This window comes from Lunatibacter salilacus, assembly GCF_009797935.1.
Lineage (GTDB): Bacteria > Bacteroidota > Bacteroidia > Cytophagales > Cyclobacteriaceae > Lunatibacter > Lunatibacter salilacus.
The window spans coordinates 189,982-211,480 of sequence record NZ_VOLC01000002.1; the positions used below are offsets into that span (position 1 = coordinate 189,982).

Consider the following 21,499-nt stretch of genomic DNA (forward strand, 5'->3'; position numbering starts at 1 on the left):
AAAACAGCTTCAATTTCCTCCCTTTCCCAAATTGCCATGTCAAAAACATTAAATGAGGCCTCCTTAGCAGGAGAGTCCATTGATGGCTTTCGCAAAGTAGTGGCAAGTGAAAACAACAACAGTGAAATTAACCTCACCCTGCAATTTATTAATGGATTCAACTTGAAGGAACATAAAGCATCGCTGCTTCCAACTAACGAAAAAATTGAACTTTGTATTTCTATCCTAAAAAGGCTGTCAGAAGTCCATCAGCAACAACTTGTTCACCTCAACCTCAATCCACATCATATTCTTATCGAAGAAGAAACGGGCACCGTCTATTTCATCAGCCTTGGATTGGCAACTCGGATACAGAAAAGAATAGCGCTTCAGCACAGATTGATTTTTTCAGAAGCGGACCATGATTTTATAGCACCTGAACAAACCGGAAGAATTAGTGCCGACATTGGATATTACACCGATATTTATTCCTTGGGCGTCGTATTCTATTGGTTGTTTACAGATCAGCTCCCGTTCGAATACAAAGAGGGCTCTGCCAAAATACATGCCCATATAGCCTTATCGCCAAAGAGCCCAAATGAAATCGCTGACTGTTCAAAGCCGATCTCCAATCTAATTATGAAAATGCTCGAGAAAGATATTCAAAACAGGTATCATTCTGCGGAAGGGGTTTTGTTTGATTTGGACTATATCTCAAATGAACTAAAGCGACTTGGGGAAGTAGAAAACTTTGAACTTGGCACAAATGATTCATCCGGAGTATTGAGGTTTTCGGATCAATTGTATGGACGAGACCCACACCTTAAGAAATTACACGAAACATTCGAGCGGACCCTGGAATTGGAAAAGATTCTCCTGCTTGTCTTTGGAAACTCAGGTTCGGGGAAATCTGTGCTTGTGGAGCAGCTTTACCGACCAGTAATCCAACAGGGCGGCTTTTTCATTTCAGGTAAGTTTGATCAGCTAAAAACTGACGTGCCCTATTTTGCGTTTTCGCAGGCTTTGAGCAAGCTGGTAGATCAGATATTGTTATTGAATGAACAAGATCTTGCCTATTGGAAGACTGAACTTCACCGTTTTCTCCATCCTATCGGAAGGGTGCTATATGACATTATACCCGGGCTTGACAAGTTACTTGAGAATGAGCCCAAATTGCCTCTTTTGAATGGCGTGGAAGCTCAATTGAGATTCAACTATGCGATTAGTAATTTCTTTCAGGTACTTTCCGATTCCGGAAAACCGGTTGTTATTTTTATTGATGACCTTCAATGGAGTGATCATTCTTCTCTCAACTTGATAAGAGAAATACTGACTAATAAGGATTTAAAAAATATTTTGATAATCGGTGCCTACAGGGATAATGAAATTACTACCGGCCATATGTTTCTTCAATTCAAAATGGAAATCGAAGAACTGGGTGTACAGCCTGAGGAAATTTTTTTGGATAATCTAAAATATGAAGATATTTTTAGGTTGGTTACTGACACGCTTGGAAAATCAAGGCGTCCCTTTGATGAATTAGTGGAAATTGTCGCTAAAAAATCGGGTGGAAACCCCCTATTCATCACTCAATTTTTGAAGGCAATATATACCAATGAAATGTTAGTTTTTGATAAAGCCGATTCCAGTTGGAAATGGGATGCAGAGAAGATCATGGGCTATAACGTAGAGGGAGATATCGTAAATCTTTTTCTTCAGATCATATATAAACTTCCCGTTGAGGCTATCGAGTTGCTCAAACTTGCTTCCTGTGTAGGAAATAAATTTGATTTGGGTACCCTTTCCATCATCAAGAAAGTCGGGAAGTCTACAGCTTATCAGGATTTAAAGCCTGCCCTTGATCTGGACTTAATCATTGAAAGCAGTGACGGCTATATTTATTTTGTACATGACCGCGTACAGCAGGCGATCTATTCCCTGAACGGGGAAAATGAAAAAAGCGAGTTTCACCTCACCATAGGGAGACTCTTGCTGGAAAACACCCCTGAGAAAGATCTTAGGGAACACATTTTTGATATAGTCAATCAATTTAATTTTTCAAAAAACCTTGTGACAGACCCTGAAGAATCCCTCAAACTCTGTGAGCTTAATATACTCGCTGGGCAAAGGTCGCAAAGTTCCACCGCGTATAAGCTGGCCTTACAATATTTTGAAAACGCGCTTCAATTTTTACCAAATGGGTCGGCGCCAAAGGACTTGAATTTCATCTGTAACCTATATTTTCTAACAGCCATCGCCGCAAACCAGTGTAATCTGCAGGCTCGCTTTGATGAACTCACCAACCTTTTGGATACCCTTGTAACGGCTACCCTTGACAAACTTAAACTAGCCGAATTAAAGATTCAAAATGCCAATGTCCGTAATGACCAAAAAAAAGTAATTGATATCGGCCTCGAAGCCCTACAAACTTACAATATCAATATGAAACGCCACCCTTCACAGATTGATGTGCTGGTGGGGTACCTTAAAATCAGTGGACGATTGGCATTTTATACAAATGAAAAAATAGAAAATCTTCCGAGAATTGTCAACGAAGAGTTGATTTTAAGTATGTCCATCATGCACCATATGTCTTTGGCCGCTTATTTCATAGAGCCAAACATGGTTCCTCTGATCATGTTTAAACTAATACGATTAACATTGAAATATGGCTTGGGGCCAAAATCACCGTTTGCATTTGTCGTCTTTGGTTATATCAACATCGCCTTTATGGGCAAGATGGAAAAAGGGCTCAAAATGGGCCAACTGGGAAACAAACTTGGTGAGATACTCAACTATGACGACCAGTTCGTTTCGCTAAAGCAAGTATATGTCATGTTTATTTCCCATTGGCTACTGCGTCTTGCTGATACCATTCCTGATCTGGAAGAATCATTGAAGAAAGGACTTGAAACAGGTGACTTCGAGTTTACATCCATTATTGGTCAGCTAATTATCTATTGGAACCTTTATGGCGGCGAGCCTATTGATAAGGTTTTAAAGAGGGGTGAGTTGCTGAGTATGCAGGTGGCACCGTTGAATCAGATTATGCAAATCAAAAGGATTGAGCTTTTTAGGCAATCAGTCGTGGGACTTGTAGAAGGTGTAAATAACTTTGATCTATTACAAGGTGAAATATTTGATGAAACAAAGATTGATTTCCCAAATGAACCTGCATTTGGCCTGTATTATCACAACCTTTATGCGCAGAAAAAATTGCTTGCAATTATATTCAATGAGCATGAAAAGGCTTGGGAATTTAGCCTAAAAGAAAAGGAATACCTGATTCCTGTCAAAGGTTCAGTTACTGAGATGCTCTTTTACTTTTATGAAAATCTATGTATTACACCCATTTTTGCAAGTAAATCATCCTGGGAACAAAAACAATTGCTTAAAATCTGTAGGAAGAATATTCGCTTGATAAAAAGCTTGTTGAAGTATTCCGATGTTAATTACCGTCACCGATATGAGCTGATGAATGCAGAATACCATTCACTGTTGAATCAATTCGATGAGGCAACAAAAGCATATACATACGCAATCCGATTTGCAAGGATACATAAATACGTTCAGGATGAAGCAATCATCTGGGAACGTGCAGCAGTATTTTTCACGTCCCAAAGCCAGCCCGAGGCGGCGCAGTTCTATATGACAAACGCATACAAAACTTACGCTAAATGGGGTGCAAAGGCGAAATTGCTCCAGATGAAAGAACGATATGCTGGCTTAATATCCGCTGAGGAAATTCGGGAAAACATGAATAGCCTTGATCTGGAAACTATATTAAAAACCATCAACTTAATTTCAGGAGAGATTGTTCTGGAAAAGATTCTTACTGGCCTTATGAATCTAGTTGTGGAAAATGCAGGGGCGGAAAGAGCATTTTTGGTAACTTTTGAAAATGGCATTAAAGTCATCAAGGCATCTGTCGATGTTTCCAGAAATGAGATCAACGTGATGCAGTATATTCCTTATAATGAGTTTATTGATATTAGCCATTCGGTTGTCAATTATGTGATGAGAACAGGGGAGACACTCGTTTTGGAAGATGCGAGCCATAAAACGCCTTTCTCCAACGACGATTACATAATGAGGAATGAAATCAAATCCGTCGTTTGCCTACCTTTGAAACATGCCGGGGTCGATTTTGCCTATCTCTATCTGGAAAACAAATTGTTGACGGGTGCTTTTACGCAGGAAAGAATCGAAATACTACAGGTAATGGCTACGCAGACTGCGATCGCACTCCAAAATGCCATGCTTCTAGACAAAACCATCCAACTTAATGCCGAGCTGATCCAAGAAGTAGAAGTCCGAAAATCTGTGGAAGAAAACCTAAGGCTCAATGAAAAAAGGTTAGAGGAATACAATGCTAATCTTGAATTCAAAGTAAATGAAAGGACCTTAGATCTTCAGATTGAAAAGGAAAAATCAGACGAACTGCTGTTGAATATTTTACCCTATGATATAGCCAAGGAGCTCAAGGAAAAAGGAACAGCCCAGGCCAAAAAATATGAAAGCGTCAGTGTTTTATTCACTGATTTCAAAGGTTTTTCGATGATCGCTGAAAGGCTGGATGCAGATGAACTTGTTGCCGAAATTGACTATTGCTTCAAGCAATTTGACCGGATTATCCAACGACATGGCATCGAAAAGATAAAGACTATCGGCGATGCTTACATGGCTGTCGGCGGTCTTCCTGTCACAAATAATACCCATCCCACTGATGTCATCTATGCGGCTTTGGAAATTAGAGACTTCATAGAAGAACACAAAAAGAAAAATGCCTCACTTAACAAACCGATTTTTGAGGTCCGAATTGGTGTACATACTGGTAATGTGGTAGCGGGAATCGTAGGTTTAAGGAAGTTTGCCTATGACATTTGGGGAGATACTGTAAACCTTGCCGCCCGCATGGAGAGCAGTAGCGAACCCGGAAAAATCAATATTTCGGGAGTTACCTATGAGCTTGTCAAAGACAAATTTAATGCCACTTATAGGGGGAAAATCCAAGCCAAAAACAAAGGCGAAGTAGACATGTATTTCGTTGAAGGCGTGAGCAATCCAATTTGATATTTAAAAAATGAAATGGCAATCTAACAAGTAAATCATCACACTTTTATCCTTTCACCTCAGCTATCCAACGTTTTACTTTTGCTTCCAGAATTTCCAAGGGCATAGCCCCGCCGTTAAGCAACGTGTCGTGGAACGAACGAATGTCAAACTGATCTCCCAATTCATTTTCGGCCATAGTACGGAGTTCTTGAATCTTAAGCATGCCGATTTTATAACCGGTTGCCTGTCCCGGAATAACCATATAGCGGCGCACCTCGGCCTTAATGGCCCCTTGGGATATGGAAGAGTTGGCGGTAAAATATTCAATAGCGTCAGCTTCGGTCCAGCCTTTGGCATGTAATCCTGAATCCACCACAAGGCGGATTGCCCTCCAGATTTCATTGACCAACCTGCCAAAATCATAATATGGGTTTTGATATCCTCCCATTTCCTTCGCAAGTATCTCTGAATAAAGAGCCCAGCCCTCCACATAGGCATTAAACCCCATCTGCGTGCGGAACTTGGGGATATCAGTCAATTCCTGGGCAATTGAAATCTGCATGTGGTGACCGGGGTTACCTTCATGATAGGCAACTCCCTCCATGGTCGACTTTGGCATCGCCCGCATATCAGAGAGGTGGGCATAATAAGTTCCCTTCCTGGAGCCGTCCGGAGTTCCCTTGGAATAATGCTGCGGTGCTCCATCCTGCTCCCGGAATGCTTCCACCCGCTTTACCTGTAAATCCGCCTTTGGCAGTATGCCGAAATAATTGGGAAGCTGTTTGGTAATAGCATCAAGAAAAGCCTTAGAATCATCCAAATAGGCTTGTCTACCTTCGTCCGTATTGGGATAAAAAAACTGCTCATCTGTATTGACAAACTGGAAGAACTCTTCCAAGCTTCCTTCAAACCCAACCTGTTCTTTGATGGCCAGCATTTCATTTTTAATCCGGTCTACTTCGGCGAGACCAATCTGATGGATTTCCTCTGAGGTCAGGTTGGTGGTGGTAGAAGCCTTTAACTTGTGCTGATAAAAGGCCAATCCATCCGGATGCCGGCTAACTCCAGTCGGACTTACCTCCAACTGCGGCAATTCGGATTCTAGCCAGGCAACTAATTCATCGTAGGCAGGTTTGAATTTTTCAGTTAAGGCTTGTTCAACAGCATCTCTGAAGTCAGCCGCTTTGGAATCGTCAATTTTTCCAGCAGCTTTTAGGCTGTCAATCTTAGCCATTCCATCATTCCATAGAGGCGACCCTTTTTCTCCCGTATCAAATGGCTTTCCCTGAATCAGGGATTTTGCCTGGGGAATGACTATCTCATAGGCAAACCGTGGTGGTCTTATGCCCGCATTTGCCTGTTTTTTTGCCCGCTCAAGCATCTGACGGATAGCCCTTCCCGTTTCACCTATCCGGGCAATCAGAGCTTCCATAACTGAAGGGTCTTCTACTTTGTGGTAATTGATCAACATATTTGGAAGCCCAGTATGTGTCCCTCCCATCTGGTGAAAAACATAGGGGTATTGCCTGAACGATTCCTCCTCTTTAGCCATTTCATATTGGTATTTCCAAAGTGCGAATGAATTCTGAGCTTCCGGATTAAGCTGATCTTTGGTAAACTTGTCCTGCATTTCATTCACACTATTTTCCAGCCAGGCCAACCTTTTGTTCTCAGCTTCCTCACTTAGGTCATCCAATTGATCGTATAACTCCTTGCGTCCCTGTACGGTTAATTGCAGCGGGCTTTGGAGGAGCAATTCTTCATATTGGACATCAAGCCAATCATTCAATTCATTGCTCAAGTCTTCCTTTTCAGCGGGTCCGGCACATTGTATGAAGTAGAAAGCAATTATCAGCAGTATAAAAGGTGAAGATTTATGCATTAATTCTGTTGAGTTATATTAGACAATTTAAACATCCAAAATACTACTATTTTTTTAGCATTCATAATAGATTTTGACATGCCATCGGATACATTCAAATAGACATTTAGTACAGGCATTTCATTTTTTTGCCTTTTGACAATTCCACTTTTCCCGAGAAAAGATTAAATTTATTTTTAATACGGTTATTTCCAACATAAACCTAATCACATGACTACAATCAACACCTACCTTACTTTCAATGGCAATTGCCGGGAAGCTTTTGAATTTTACCGCTCTGTCTTTGGAGGCGAATTTTCGTTTATAAGTACGTTTGGAGATATGCCTTCCCAAGAGGGCTATAAGATGTCAGAGACAGATAATGACAAAATCATGCACGTGACGCTTCCCATTAGCAAGGAAACTGCGCTAATGGGAAGTGATACCAGTGAGCATTATGAAAAAGCAACCGTTGGAGACAACTTTTCCATTTCAATCCATACGGATACAAAAGAAGAAGCTGATAGACTCTATGCGGGACTTTCCAAAAATGGCAAGCAGTCCATGCCAATGGAAAATACTTTCTGGAATTCCTATTTTGGTATGTTGACGGATCAGTTTGGTATCAATTGGATGGTTAGTGTTGACATCGGGAAATAATGACTCCGAATTAGGCTTTTGCTCAATACCAAATACAACCAAATGATCCCAACTCAACGATTACTACATTTCACTTAAATAAACTCCAAATAAGTTCCTTTAAAAACAATTTTTAAATTGAACCACTGAGAACACAGAGGTAACATAGAGGACACAGAGAATTTTTTAAAAAAAATCTGTGCACTTTGTGTCCTCATATGTGGTCATTTTTTAACCACATAGTTCACATAGATTTTTTGGTATCCTTAGCGGCCTCTGCGCCTCCTTTGCGCCTTTTGCGGTAAAAATGAGAACCACATAGGGGACACGGAGATTTTTTAAAAAAAACTTTATGCCTTTGTGTCCTCCTCGTGGTTCCATTTATCTCTTTTCTATTACAAACATGCATCAGGTATATTTGAGGAATTAGGATCCTGAAATGCCGAAACGAGCAAATGTTGATCTTGGGTGGTCTGATTATTCAGCGTTGCGAAATTCCGCTGGTATCCGAGGGGAATAAAACGGCTATAATTTCCAAGATCCAAAGCATCTTGGTTTCTTCTATAACGCCGTCGGTTTCTGATTTGGAAATATATACCAGCCCATCCTTATAGTTATAGGGAGAAATTGCCAGCCACCAATGCCAAGCTGATGCTTGAGCTATTACCAAATCATTGTGTATTACCCTAGCCATATAAAGTGCCGGATTGATACCTAAATCCTTACCGTAGCGTTCATATTTTATGGATTTTTTAGGTGCCTGTCCAAAAATTTAAAACTACCCTCCCCGTTGATGGTATGTCCCTTATCAAAATATTCTATCTCAGTAGCTTCGATCTTGCCAATAATTGTATAATGAAGTCGTACTTTGGCATATTCATAAGCCACCCACTTATCCGTACCCACTCCGTCTCGATGACCACGTTCCACCATGAAGGGACGGGGGGCTATAAGGGCCGCCATTTCTGCATAGTTATAGGTATTGGCCAGGTCCCATTCCGGAATTTCATATTCTCCGGTAAATGGATAACTGTTGTAAGCCGCATGATCCGTACTGCTCACTTTGCGTACCCATTCGTTAAAATCGCCGGAACAAATAGAAAGGGCATATCCCTCCACCAGGGCAGGGATTCTCATGGCCGCTTTACCTCCATAGGATAAGCCATAAAACCCGATCCGTTGGGCGTCCACAAAAGATTGCTGCCCCAACCATTCCACAATTCGCTGATGTTGGCCGGTGATGATAGAAAAAAGGGAAAGTCCCAGGGGATTGGCTTTTCTTTGCAATACCCTGAAATCATCTCCTCCCCAGTATAGGTTGTGCGGGGCAAATACCACATATCCCCGATCCGCTAATTCTGCTGCAAATCCCTGGTAGGGGGCAAAGGCCCTGGAATCTTCATCCCTGGTCACCACATCTTCGGGAAGTCCCTCCAGGCCATGTTGGCAAACCACTGCCGGATATTGTTCTCCACTCCTCCGGTTTTTTGGAATCAATAAAATCCCCCATGCATAGATTCCAGGCCAAACATCCAGTTTTACCTCATATCCGGTCCACTTCTCCGATTCGGCATATTTCCTGGCCATCGTGTTTACGGGGAGATCCGGATCCGGCAATCGGCCGAGCAACTGCCAAAGCCTTTCCCTATGTTCATCCTTTGCTGAAACCACTCCTTTGGCATCCCCATTTACGGTTTCCCAAAAATACTTGTCCCTGATCTGTTCACTTTTTGAAATCAATTGCTGCAAATGAAATTCCATGTCTTTCACCGTACGCTGTTGTCTTTTGTCTGCTTCAGGCCACGACACAGGGACCTCCCCAATTGATTTATCACCCAGATCTTCTGAAAATGTTATTCCCAATTCTTTGACCAACTCCTTCAAGGCATTTTTTGATAAGGAATTCCTTCCTTCATACCAGCTAAGGTGACTTTTCCCTTGTGGTAAAAGTTTTTCGGCACGGTCCCATTCCGACTTCACCCCGGAAACCTCCGGGACGGTTAATTTTCCAGGAGCAGCACCATTCCGTCCATCAGAAGGTTCTGGAGGACCAGATACATCTGGATATAGGGAATAGTCGATGATCAGTCTTCGGGGCCATGACATGGCGGCCAGTTCCGCATCCCCGAATTCTTTTAACAGGCCAAATACATTTCTGTAGATCGGTTCCTTCCAAATATTGGATCTTTCATTAAAATAGCCACTGACTAGGGTGGATGAAATTCTGGTATCAAGGGCAGATGCATAAAGAGATAACAAACCGCCTTCTCCATGGCCGGCGACTCCAATTTTTAATGCTTTACCTTCCTGCCGATTCATCGCTTCAAACCAGTCAATAGCTGCAAATATCTTCTGAAGTTCATAACCGATTACATGCCTGCCAAGAATGAACCCCTGGCGATAAATCCATTCCCTATGGGGTTGGTTGGTGAATTTATTCAAAATCTGGCTGCCTGAAAAGGTATCCTCCCGGCTTACCAATACCGGTATAAGCACCTGTATTCCTGACTCCGCCAACTGCCTGGCCGATCCAAAGGAGGCATTTTCCCTTTCCAATAAGCCCGCTGAAATTTCAGGTAGGTCATCAGCATCCGGAATAAATACCATCCTTGCCCTTACCTCTTTTCGTGGCTGAAGCAACAGGCCCTCCGCATAAAAGTCTTTAAAATCCCCATCCAATACCTTCCATCTGACGGCACTTATCACAAGGTTTGCTTGCTCCACAGAAAACTGCCCCAGATGACCATCCCCAATAATTTCCATTTCCGGGTCGGAACGCGGTCCCTCCAAGCCCAGAATTTTGGACAAAGCCTCCCTTTTAGGGGCTATAGAAATATTAAATGCAGAAGGGTTGCTGAAATCTATTTGCTGAAAATCCTCCCTTTGTTGCTCAGCCTTCTGGAGCTCAAGGTCGAGAAAATCCGATATCCCTTTCATCATCTCATTGGGCAAATCAAACTGTTTTTCCAAAGAATTAGCGGAAAATGGAAATTGCCCCTGCGTTTGGCCATGATTTGGGCTGAATAGTGCGGAAAATAATAAAAAGAAAGTGCAGGTGGCTGAAGACTTCCAAGCACAAAGGGGAGATTGATTCGGTTTCATAGATTAAATTTAGTGGTTGGGTAAAGGCAATGGAATCCTACCCTACCGGTTATTCTAAAATTACATCTTCTTCAAAATAGGCATTCATCCCATCCGGAAAGGTTAGCAATGGCAGTTACTTCGCTTACCTGCCCAAGCAACCTTGTTACCTAAAAAGAGGCCGGAAGAAGTTCATGTACCGTACCTATGATTAAATCTTCGACTTCCTCGACAAAAGGAGATGGTTTGTCATAATAGTACATACTCGATTCTGCTTCATACCCTCCTTCTCTGATGACCCTGCAGGAAGCGATATAACAGGGCACGTCATTGGCATAAGCATTTATCCAGAGTTTTTCAGCACCAATTTCTTTTTTTAAGCGCAGGGAATAATCCACCACCACTTCCCCCGCGAGGTTAACCATGGCCATTTCATTCCCAAAAGTCCAGGTTTGGACAGGATAAGAAAGTTCCCGGGGAATTTCCTGCCCCCTGGCAATTCGATCCAAAGCCAAACGGGCATAATAACCCTTAACTGTATTATCCTCTGTTTGGACAATTAGCTCAGATACTGAAGGAATATGGTTAAATGGCAGCTTGATCCATTTAATCTTTCCGACCGGTGGTTGGGTGATCGGTTGTAGTTTCGACGAAAGCAGTTGGTCAACGTTTTCCATCACCTCCTGGGCATGCATACGCATATGCTTTATTTTGCCCCGTGGATGCGGGTTGGCATCCGCTCCACAGCCAATCGCCACCATGGCAACCGTTCCGGGATGATTCGACTCAATCATAAGTTGAGCCTCTCCCATCCAATCACCATGAATTTGATTTACCGACCCTTCCAAGGTGGTGCCATGGCAGGCATAATTCACCAAAACGGCTTTTAATTTACCGGTTGGGTCCGTTATTTTCATTAAGGGAAAGGATTGGTCAACCGGGCCTCCGGCCGTTCGTCTGTTCTTTGCAAATCCCATGTTTCCCTGTCCCCAGGACACTAAAGCCGGAGCCCTTTCTTCTAGGGAGGCAAGAGCCACTTCCACCAGTTGATCAGTTAATCGATCAGTATACCTGGAAATTTCCAACAATTCATCTAACCGGAGCAAGGAATCACTAAAAGAAGCCCCCCTGTATTGAAGAATGTTGAGCAGATTGCCCACTTCGGGACCACCATGCGTATGGGAAGCACAAATCACCAGGTTGGAAGCTGCAATCCCGGTTTTTTCTTCAATTCTTTCGGTTACATTTTTAGTAATTATGGCAGGGATCCCCACCAAATCTACCGTAATCAGAATGGACGGTCCCTGGTCATCCCGGCCAAATGCAAGGGACTTGGCATTCAACCGATGGAGTATCCCCTCCGAAGGATTTTTATTCCTGGCACCATATCCCGCCAAGCGGATGGGGCTTTCTGGGGTAATGTCTATGGTGCTCACCCCGACATCCATTTGAGGTTCCGTTTGATTGGTATCCTGGCCCCAAACCGGACCTGAGAAATTTCCCAATAAAATCATCCACCCCAATAACCCGCTCAATAAACCTTGATATTTAAATTTCATGTGTTTATAATTTTTTTTTAATGGCCACATGGAATCTCGCAATTATAATCATCCCTCCGTGCGTCGCCTGCGTCATGCTCGATTTCATCTGTTTATAATTTGATTTTCATAGGTCATAACTTGTCCCGAGTATCGGGATGGAATCTCGCTACGATAATCATCCCACTGTGTGACGTTCTCGTCATGCTCAATTTCATCCGATTAAGTCGATTAAGATTTTACCAGGTCTCCTGCATGGGTCCTGATTTTGAATATGGCTTCCGCAATCTGGTCCATGTCTTTCTTTGTTCCCAGCAACATGGATTGACCAAACCAAACGGCTTGCTCACAAAGTTGGTCGTTTTGGGGACAGCTGCTGCTTTCTAACCATTCCTGCATGGTTTCTTTTCCGTATAAATTCAAATAATGCCTGTTTTTTGCCAAATTCTGAACATAATTCTCCTTGTTCATCATCCCGTAACCTCCCGAACAGGGGACCCCTTCCGCGGATAACGCTTCTAAAAATCTGGATCGTGGCATTTCAGCAAATTCGTTTTTATCATACCGGAACATGTAGAGATGATAAGAACTTTTTGTGACACCCGGGTATAATTTGGCAGGGTATATACCAGGTATCTCGCTTAAAAGACCTGAAAGGTACTGCGCATTCTTCGACCGAAGGTCCGCCTGATCCTCCAACCTGCTCATTTGGGAAACCAATAAACTCCCCTGAAATTCTGTCATCCTGAGGTTCGTACCCCTTGTGGAACTATAAGTGCTGTTTTCATCATCATTTCCCCTGCTCTGATTGTGGAAATTGAAGGCATCCTTGGCAAACATTTCATCATTGGTGATGATTGCCCCCCCTTCACCTGAATTGAGGTTTTTGCTCGATTGAAAACTGAACGCACCAGCAAATCCAATCGTCCCTACTTTTTTTCCTTTCCATTCGGCCAAATGGGCCTGGCAGGCATCCTCTAAGACTGGGATATGGTGTTTTCCGGACACTTCCATTATCGCATCCATATCGGCTGGCGACCCTCCAATATGCACCGGAAGGATTAATTTTGTATTTCGGTTAATGGAGCCCTCAATTTTACTGGCATCGATTTGAAAACTCTCCAAATCGATATCCACAAATCTTGGTAGAGCATAATTTAAAACGACAACGTTGTAAGTGGCAATGAAGGTGTACACAGGAATAATGACTTCATCCCCTGGTCCGATGTCCAACACGCCCAAAGAAGTATATAGCGCACTTGTGCCGCTGGATACCCCCAAACAGTGTTTGGCACCTGTCATTTCTTTGTATTTATTTTCGAATTCGGCTACCGTATTCCCGTTTAAACGGCCCCATTTTTTGCTTTGCAAAATTTCCGCCAACCCATTTTCTTCTCTTTTTCCGCTAACAGGCCAGGCGGGAAACTGGTCCGGATGTGCTTTGGGCCCTCCAAGAATGGCTGGCTTATTTACCTTGTTCTGGATATAGGCAAAAGTTGACCCTGCCAGGGTAACACTTGCTCCAGCAAGAGACAACGTACTCAGGAATTTCCGTCGGTCGGGTTGATGAATCATATCTGTATTTTTTATATATGTAAAGATTTTAAGCACCTATGCCACTACTATTTTTTTCAGATTCATCCTATCCGGAAGAAAAGGATTCCGACCAGACCAGTTTATCTTTTTGAACCGATGCAGCTGCAAAATGGCCCTTTATACTTTTGATCCCATCAGGGGTTTCAATTTTTAATATTCCGGAATCATTCATTGACATTACATAATCCCTTCCAAGTAGGGTATCAATAACAATGATCCCCGAGTCATTTATTACCCTCACATTCCGGACAAATGGTTCAGTTCCTTCATATCCCTCAAAAACCGAAATAAAAGTCTTCAAGCCATTTCCCTTTCTCCTTCTCACAATGTAGGGAATAGTGGCACCAATATCCTCGTTTTTCCAGTCCCTTTGACCCCAACCTGTTGCTAAAAACACCGTTTCTTCCTGATGGCCTACCGACCAGGCCGCTGCGGTAATTTGTTCGCCGGTTTTCCATTTGAGATGCCATACCCCATTTCCATTTGCTGTTCTGACATCAGAAAAATCATAAAGGGATTTTCCCTCCTCAGGTGTTGGCATGATCCCTTTCATTTCCTGAATTTCTCCGGAGGTATGAAAGACATAATCCTGAATTTCTCCACCTTCGACCCGAAAGAAATCTACAACATAATTCTTACCATTACCATGGTCAATCAAAACGGATGTACGTTTATAAACGCTTGTTTCTGCATAGGCAGAAGAAATCATCTCCATTACCTTTGAATTTTCAAACGTTTTAAAATGGATCACTTCACCGCCTCTTCCCTTGCTGATCTGATTTTGCTCATTCACTAGGACAGTGTTATGAGCCAAGGCCCTGATATTGTTGGATTTTAATGGGTGATCCCACAAATAACCTAGATCAGAAAGCACCTCTTCACCCTTTTTCCAGTAATAAAGATTGAGACTGTCATTTTCATGGTGAATTCCCCAATGGCTGGCACTCAACAACAATAAACTCTCTCTACCATGAGTACCGGTACGCAAATGGCCGATCCTAAGATGGGCGGGACACCAGTCAGGTAAATTCAGTTCCTCAGCAGCCATGTTTTCAAGACCCGGTTTTCTGTAATAAAGGGAAAATGAGGAAGCTCCATTGGGCTTGGTGAGATCATAGGGCAGGGTGAGTACCGGATCAACGGATGAATCATTGAATTCACTATTGAATGCGGAAGAACCGCTATGTAGGGAAAGTTGTTGGCCACATATTTCTTTTAAAAGGGCCAGGTATGAACTTTTGACTGGATAATTGGCTACCATCAACTCCACATAGGCCACATCAAGTCGGGTATTCCGAAATGAATCTGCATACGGGGGATAAGCCAAATCACCCTGCAAACCATTAAAAAATGCCTCCCAAACCAGTTGATAATTGGTTCCATGGTAAAGGTTAAGGTTCTCCATCCGGCTTCCCCCTTCATCCCTGTAAGGGAGGGGGTCAGAATAGCCTTGTGCTGCCTGGGCCATGTCCCAAATTCCTCCCAATGTCATCAGACCATAAAAAGGTGATTCACTGGTGGTGCCATCTGGCAAATACCAGCCATCTACTGTCAGTTGGAAACCTTCCAGCCCGAACCTGACCAAACCCGGATGTCCGACACACATCCCCACCAAAGCCGCTGCAGTCCGGTTACTTACAGATTTATTGTTTAAAGCTTTGTCACCTACCAACAAAACAGTGCTTTCCAATAACAAATCCCTTTCAATAATTAATTTTTCCTTTTCAGCATACAGGGGGGTACCATCTGCATACTTGGCTGTACAGGTCAGGTCGTAGGCAGCGGCAACTTTCCTGACAAAATCAGATTCCAAACCAACGCCACTTGCCCTTCCCGCACTCCAATATCCAGTCCAAAGACGGTAATCGGGTTCATTGGGAGGAGGACATAATTCTGGGCTGGGAAGGTTATTGATGTTCATGGCCGCAATTTTTGGATCCATATCTGCGTATTCACCATAACCCACATGCACCAGCCAATTGGGATAGCAATTGGCCAGGCGAAGCAAAATCATGCGGCTGGCTTCCGCATATTCAAGATTTCCGGTTAGCTGGAATCCCTCAGCCAATGTCCTGCTAAGACCTGTTATCCATTGTACCTTCCTCGACCGGATATTTGCACTGAAACTGGGTCTCCCTTCTTTATACCCAAAAATCACAAAAGGTTCACCACCATAGAATGCTATGCGTTGGGATTTCCCCCATTTGGTTGTTAAGACAATGTCTTCCGGGTATTGATTGTTTGGGAAAATCACACCACATTCAGTGCATTCCAGTTGTTGGGGTGAGGCAACATCCCAATGCCATAAGCCATGGGGATGAACCGGTTTACCCTTATCCCTGCAGGAAGGACAAGGCGTCCAAAGTGGATCTCCCGGGGTGGTTTCTTCTATCATCATTTCCAAAAATTCAGGGGTAATCCGCCCTACATGATTTTGGATGATGTCATGGATTCGGTTAAAATGAGCTTTTGCCCAGTCGTACTTTTCGATGTTTTCTTTGGCAAAATCCAAATGCTCCTGTTTAATGGTCAAACAGGGATGACTTACCGTAGTCCGGTATTTTTCCCAATCGGTCCAATCCAATAAGGGATCAGGATGAGTTGAATGCTGGACATGAGCAGATGCCTTGAAAACCAGGGGTGTTCCCAAATACATACCGATACCACAAAGCCCAGTCTGCTTTAAAAATTCTCTTCTGTTTTCAGGCTTTTCGGTCATTGATATCGATTTATGTTGAATCTAATAGCTTACCATCAAAATAGAAGGTAATTAAAGTGTTTATCCTTTTTTAAAGGTTTAGAAACCTTTTGATATTACCGGCCTGTAAATCTTCCCGAGTTGTAGGGTCAGCTTCATCATCCCGGAGGGAAGCAATCCTTAAGGCACCGGTACGGTAATCCAAAAGGGGTGAATGTGTCCCAAACCCGAATTTATCTTTTCCGAAGGACGTCAACAATGCTCCCAAGTCAATAATATTCCTCCCGGAAGTATCCATAAAGATATTAGATTTTTTAAACATAGAAAGGTCATCCTCTGCCAATTGGGTACTATTGGCAATATTTAGGATCATAAATTGGGCGTCAGGTACCGCCTTGATAATCGGCAGGGTGTCACTAAGGGTCCATTCATGACTAATATCCAGCCAGGAACTGGGCCGGCTATCCACCATTCTCAACGTAAGCCCAATAGGCAGACCCATATCCCTCGCCCTTTTTACCAATTCTATACAGTTTGGATTATCCAATTCATACCGATGGTATTTAGGAAATATGCGGATCCCTTTCATTCCTAAATTTGAACTGCAAATTTTCAGATCTTCTTTCCAACCTGAATAAACCGGATTAATCACGCCAAAAGGCAATAATCTATTCTTAAACTTGCTGTTTGAATTGATTTCATCGTAAAGTTCCCGATTGGCAGCCTGGGTGTCTTTATAAAAAATCCCATTGAAATTGGTAACCAAGGAGGCCTCGACTCCAAATTCATCCATTCTAGCCAATAAAGCTTTACAAGAATTATTCTTTACCTGGCGAAAAGGCCAATGTCCTACGTAAGTATTGCTGTCAATCCACATTATTACCTGATTTTCTTAAAATAGTATTGTAATTTTCAAAAAATAGCTTCTTTCGCTGAGTCTCGTTCAGATTTGCTGCCAACACATGGCCTACCCCCTGAAAAAAACTATTGTCGCATCCGAAAAATAACCGGTCTTCCCCCAACTGCTCCATGGCGAAAGATATCATGTCTGCTTCATTATTGCTTCCGGATACGTCCACATATACATTGGGATAAGGTTTAACTGCTTTGCAGGCATCTAACCAATCCCCGCCCCCACCTAAATGAGCCAATTGAAACATGGCTTCAGGATAGCGTTCTGCCGTAATTACAAAATCCTCGGGAGTAGATACATTTTCCGGTTCCCTTGCATCGAACACCACCCTGGATTTACCTATTCCCATATGCATCAAAATGATCATTTTAAGGTCTATGAATTTTTCGATAACAGGATAAAATAGAGGGTCACTTAATTTGACGTGGTTATATAGTTTTAAACCTACCATTCCATGATCCAAACAACGATCAATCTCATCCATGGATGCTTTTGGATAGGTGGGATTTATGGTCGGCTGTCCAATAAACCGGTCGGGAAATCTCGAAACGATATCAATGATCAGGTCGTTACATTGTTTGAATTCTTCCGGTAAGCCCCTGCTTCCCGGTGCCATGGGGCGGGAGATAACAAGTTTATTGATGCCCAGCCGATCAGCAAAATCAATTTGTATTTCAGGGCTGTCTTCTGTAAAATACACATGGGCATGGGAATCAATTTTCCGGTATTTCAATACCTCAGCCATTAAATCATTTTCCGCCTTCACGTGTTCTTCCTTACTGGAAAAACCAACTAAATTAGCACCTACGACGAGTCCGGATGCGGACACTGCCGCATTTGAAAAAAATTTTCTTCTGGTCATTGCTTGTGTCATAATCCTTATTTATAAATATAGTTTTAATAACCAATATACTAAATTCTCTAAATAATTGGATTTAAATTCCATCAATTTAAGTCGATTAAGATTCCACCAGATCACCGGCATGAATCCCAATTTTTAACAGGGCTTCCGTATTTTGGCCCCTATTCCTTTTTTCCCCAAGTCACACGGTTTTACCAAACCATACGCCTTGGTCCTAACCTTCGGCAATTGGGCATATCAATCATTTCTTGGTATCTTCTTAATTATAGCCCGTCTTTTTTGAACAGGTTTATTGATCCGTTACTGGGGCTTCCTGCGATCGGATCCCCACCTTTTCTGCCAATTTCACCGCTTCAGCAATAATCCTTTCTTCAATGTTGGATGCCCAAGGGGTGGTAAAAATTGGAGAGCGGGTCCCTTCATACCCCCCTTCCTCCAATACGGTACTAGTTGGAATATAAGCCATTACATCATTGGAATATCCCATGACAAATATATCCGGACCAAAAATATTTTTAAGTGCAATGGAATAACCAATCAATAATTCGCCTCCAAAAGCAAAAATCGCCTGATCCCCCAATTTCCAAGCCTGCACTGGATAAGGGTAGGAAGTAATCAGGGATTCGCCTTTGTCCAGTTTGGACATCAATACGTTGGCATTTTGTTTCAGGTATTCCGGATACCCTGAGGACGAACCCGTAATTTCCAATAATTCTTCCCTGTTAGGAGTAGGATTGGCAAAAGTAAGGTCAATTTCAGCATATGCGGTGGACAAATTACCTGTCAACGGCTTCATGTCCTCCGTGAGCACCCTTTCGACCGAAGCGGCCAATGCTTTACCATACTGAATGGCCAAGGGGACAGATCGCCTGGGTAATGGATTCTGGTCAGCACCTGCTCCCTGAAAAAACAGGGCGGTGGTGCCCGGATAAAGCTTTTCAAGTTCCAGCTGGGCGAATCCCGCATAGTCACCAGAAATTTGATAGTCCGCCAACACCGTAGGGTGACAAGCATACCCAAATACCAACGCCATCATTTCTCCCTTTTGATCCGCTACCTTTATCACCGGCACAGCATAGTCATTTGGTCCGTTCAACTCATTGTGATGAACTAATGTCGCTTCTTTATTATTTCTTCGATTCACTTGAAAACGAGTCACACCATTTTCAGAATACAGATAAACCGGTTTCAGCGATTCCATGGCATTACCAACCAATTCCACAATTTTATTTTCCAGGTTTTCAGCATATTTTTTAATTTTCCCCAATTGGACTTCATCCAACTGGAATTGATACCTTGCATAATCGGTTTCAGGACCGGTATGGGTATGTGAACTGTTTAGAATCACCTGGTCCCTGGATAAACCAAACTGGTGCTTCAGCCGATCACGGATCCGAAGGGAAAGTTCTTGCCGAATCCCTACAAGATCTGTAGTCACCAATACAGCCAAATTACCTACAGCATCTTCCAAAACAAGGGCTTTGGCCCATATGGCGTGTCTCACTCCTTCAGAGGGATGGTCCCTGGAAGCATATCCCGCCATCCATATGGATTCCTGAGGAGTAATGTCCACTTTTGCGACACCCGCCCTCCAGCTTGAATGAACCTGTCTCGAAAAGGCCGTGTGGTTGGATCCAAACAGACCGATGGCCAGCATAAGCCAAATAGAAATTAAAGATGGGATTGTTTTCATGATCAGAGTTTTTTGGGCTGAAAAGGAATAAATTGTCAGATAGGGTTTATTAATTAGCCGTATTTTTTTTCGGTTTCACCGACTACTTTTTGGACGGCTCCTGCAATGCGGTCTTCGATATCTCCCTTCCATTTCCAAGCTGGGTGACCATATTCATCCAAATGGGGTCCACCTTCATAGCCGCCTTCTTCCCATACCCGTCTGGAAGGGATATAGGCCGCCATATAATTGGCATAACCGCAAACCCAGGTTGTGGGAGAAAATTCCTTTTTAAAGCGCAGGGAATAGTCTACCACCGCTTCCCCTCCCATACCGATAAACAACAGCTCATTGCCCATTTTCCAGGCCTGTACAGGGAATGGATACGTGTTGGAAAAGGTTTCTCCGGCCTTGATTTTACCGATCATGCGGTTCGCCCACCTTGCCTGCAAGGGCCGGTTACCATTGGCGATAGGGGTCAATTTTTCCATTGAAATCATTTCCTCATATTCCAAATCGACAAAGCTGAATGCTGGAGTCAACTGGGGCGAAATGGGTTCCATTTTACTTTCCAGAACCTCTTCCACCGCATCGGAAAGCATTTTACCGTACTTTTCGCACAGTTCCAATTTCCTCCTGGGCAGCGGATTCTGGTCGCCCCCACAGGCATTAAAAAACATGGCCGCAGTACCCGGATGGTTACTTTCCAAATTGATCTGGGCAAATCCCGGATAATCCCCACACCAGGTATTAAAATCAAGGGTGGTTGGATGACAGGCATAGCCAAATAAAAGGGCAAGATAATGGCCTCCAGGAGCTTTTGCCGCCAAAACAGGGACATAGTGGTCTACCGCACCTTTTAAGGAAACGCCATTCGCCAACATCTCCGGGACTTCTGCCTCCTTATTGTCCCTGCGGTTTACAGCAAATGTACATTTGCCTTCCCCCTGAAGCAATTCACAGCTTTGCCAACTCCCCAATGCCTCATCAACCGCCGCAATAATTTGTGCTTCCATCCAAGCCGTATATTCGGTCACCAAATGCTTTTGCTGTTGATCGCTGGGATAGTAGTCCACCAAATCATCTTCCAGACATGGCCCACAGTGATTGTGGGAAAAAGTTAGCATGAATTGGGACCGGTCTAATTTGAACCGCTGCTGTAGGGTACTAAAAAGTCTTTCATAAATGGTTTTGGACATGCCCATATGGTCGGTGGTGACCATGACCACCCGTTGCCCGTTCGTGTCTTTTAAGGCGATTACCTTAGCCCATAGATCATGGATTTTCCCATAAGCCACCCGCTTCTTGCCATATCCGGCCAGCCAGACTCCATTTTGTGGCGAGATACTAGCTTTGCCAATTCCTATTTGCCATCCTGAACCAGCTTGCTTGGGAGGAGGCACTTCTACCGCTTTGTTTTCCGATTTTCCCCGCAATTTATCAAATGAAAATACAGGGACTGAAACCAGTCCTAGAGTTCCTGTCGTAACTGAACTGATAAATTTTCGTCTTTTGATGGCTCCTGGTTTTGTCTTTTTCAATCTCAAGATGGATTTTGGTTACAAAATAAGGAAGTAAGGATGTTTGAGGTTATTTGATACGGAT

At 43.2% G+C, this 21,499-nt stretch carries 12 protein-coding genes; 2 read left to right on the top strand and 10 right to left on the bottom strand.

Features of this window, described 5'->3' with window-relative positions; translation table 11 throughout:
- Nucleotides 1–36: 36 nt before the first annotated feature.
- Complete coding sequence (locus FQ608_RS03705) at nt 37–5,052, top strand: adenylate/guanylate cyclase domain-containing protein (protein WP_158856459.1); 5,016 nt, start codon at nt 37–39, stop codon at nt 5,050–5,052.
- A gap of 46 nt (nt 5,053–5,098) precedes the next feature.
- Here FQ608_RS03705 and FQ608_RS03710 read toward each other — a convergent pair whose 3' ends face one another.
- Nucleotides 5,099–6,916: a DUF885 domain-containing protein gene (locus FQ608_RS03710; RefSeq protein WP_158856460.1), complete on the bottom strand. Its 1,818-nt coding sequence runs from the start codon at nt 6,914–6,916 to the stop codon at nt 5,099–5,101.
- Nucleotides 6,917–7,126: 210 nt separating this feature from the next.
- Between FQ608_RS03710 and FQ608_RS03715 the strand changes: the two genes are divergently transcribed.
- Nucleotides 7,127–7,555 carry a VOC family protein gene (locus FQ608_RS03715; RefSeq protein WP_158856461.1) on the top strand — a complete coding sequence of 143 codons (429 nt, stop codon included), beginning with the start codon at nt 7,127–7,129 and terminating at the stop codon, nt 7,553–7,555.
- 460 nt (nt 7,556–8,015) lie between these two features.
- Here the strand turns inward: FQ608_RS03715 and FQ608_RS27395 are convergent, their stop codons facing one another.
- The 9 genes from FQ608_RS27395 to FQ608_RS03760 all read right to left on the bottom strand — a co-directional run bounded on the left by FQ608_RS27395 (nt 8,016) and on the right by FQ608_RS03760 (nt 21,435).
- Entirely contained in the window at nt 8,016–8,228 is a 213-nt protein-coding gene (locus tag FQ608_RS27395) for a glycoside hydrolase (RefSeq protein ID WP_317168887.1), read from the bottom strand.
- A gap of 47 nt (nt 8,229–8,275) precedes the next feature.
- The gene (locus FQ608_RS03725; protein WP_158856451.1) at nt 8,276–10,636 is read right to left on the bottom strand and encodes an alpha/beta hydrolase family protein; all 2,361 of its coding nucleotides are present in this window, start codon (nt 10,634–10,636) and stop codon (nt 8,276–8,278) included.
- A gap of 149 nt (nt 10,637–10,785) precedes the next feature.
- Entirely contained in the window at nt 10,786–12,174 is a 1,389-nt protein-coding gene (locus FQ608_RS03730; protein WP_199856298.1) for a neutral/alkaline non-lysosomal ceramidase N-terminal domain-containing protein, read from the bottom strand.
- A 210-nt stretch (nt 12,175–12,384) separates the two neighbouring features.
- Nucleotides 12,385–13,728 (bottom strand): DegT/DnrJ/EryC1/StrS family aminotransferase, encoded by a 1,344-nt coding sequence (locus FQ608_RS03735; RefSeq protein ID WP_158856462.1) that lies wholly within the window; start codon nt 13,726–13,728, stop codon nt 12,385–12,387.
- Nucleotides 13,729–13,795: 67 nt separating this feature from the next.
- Complete coding sequence (locus tag FQ608_RS03740; protein WP_158856463.1) at nt 13,796–16,468, bottom strand: heparinase II/III family protein; 2,673 nt, start codon at nt 16,466–16,468, stop codon at nt 13,796–13,798.
- A 70-nt stretch (nt 16,469–16,538) separates the two neighbouring features.
- A complete protein-coding gene (locus FQ608_RS03745; RefSeq protein WP_158856464.1) occupies nt 16,539–17,324 on the bottom strand; it encodes an amidohydrolase family protein in 786 nt (261 codons plus the stop codon).
- Nucleotides 17,314–18,234 carry an amidohydrolase family protein gene (locus FQ608_RS03750; protein ID WP_234364052.1) on the bottom strand — a complete coding sequence of 307 codons (921 nt, stop codon included), beginning with the start codon at nt 18,232–18,234 and terminating at the stop codon, nt 17,314–17,316. Before FQ608_RS03750 ends, FQ608_RS03745 begins: the two co-directional genes overlap by 11 nt.
- A 277-nt stretch (nt 18,235–18,511) precedes the next feature.
- Nucleotides 18,512–19,915: a neutral/alkaline non-lysosomal ceramidase N-terminal domain-containing protein gene (locus FQ608_RS03755; protein WP_158856465.1), complete on the bottom strand. Its 1,404-nt coding sequence runs from the start codon at nt 19,913–19,915 to the stop codon at nt 18,512–18,514.
- A gap of 53 nt (nt 19,916–19,968) precedes the next feature.
- A complete protein-coding gene (locus FQ608_RS03760; RefSeq protein WP_158856466.1) occupies nt 19,969–21,435 on the bottom strand; it encodes a neutral/alkaline non-lysosomal ceramidase N-terminal domain-containing protein in 1,467 nt (488 codons plus the stop codon).
- Nucleotides 21,436–21,499 lie beyond the last annotated feature (64 nt).

What these genes read in the sequence shown, in the direction of transcription:
- FQ608_RS03740 (WP_158856463.1), bottom strand. Translation starts at nt 16,468, where the DNA reads ATGACCGAAAAGCCTGAAAACAGAAGAGAATTTTTAAAGCAGACTGGG.
- FQ608_RS03725 (WP_158856451.1), bottom strand. Translation starts at nt 10,636, where the DNA reads ATGAAACCGAATCAATCTCCCCTTTGTGCTTGGAAGTCTTCAGCCACC.
- FQ608_RS27395 (WP_317168887.1), bottom strand. Translation starts at nt 8,228, where the DNA reads ATGGCTAGGGTAATACACAATGATTTGGTAATAGCTCAAGCATCAGCT.
- FQ608_RS03755 (WP_158856465.1), bottom strand. Translation starts at nt 19,915, where the DNA reads ATGAAAACAATCCCATCTTTAATTTCTATTTGGCTTATGCTGGCCATC.
- FQ608_RS03735 (WP_158856462.1), bottom strand. Translation starts at nt 13,728, where the DNA reads ATGATTCATCAACCCGACCGACGGAAATTCCTGAGTACGTTGTCTCTT.
- FQ608_RS03745 (WP_158856464.1), bottom strand. Translation starts at nt 17,324, where the DNA reads ATGTGGATTGACAGCAATACTTACGTAGGACATTGGCCTTTTCGCCAG.
- FQ608_RS03705 (WP_158856459.1), top strand. Translation starts at nt 37, where the DNA reads ATGTCAAAAACATTAAATGAGGCCTCCTTAGCAGGAGAGTCCATTGAT.
- FQ608_RS03715 (WP_158856461.1), top strand. Translation starts at nt 7,127, where the DNA reads ATGACTACAATCAACACCTACCTTACTTTCAATGGCAATTGCCGGGAA.
- FQ608_RS03750 (WP_234364052.1), bottom strand. Translation starts at nt 18,234, where the DNA reads ATGACACAAGCAATGACCAGAAGAAAATTTTTTTCAAATGCGGCAGTG.
- FQ608_RS03710 (WP_158856460.1), bottom strand. Translation starts at nt 6,916, where the DNA reads ATGCATAAATCTTCACCTTTTATACTGCTGATAATTGCTTTCTACTTC.
- FQ608_RS03730 (WP_199856298.1), bottom strand. Translation starts at nt 12,174, where the DNA reads ATGAAATTTAAATATCAAGGTTTATTGAGCGGGTTATTGGGGTGGATG.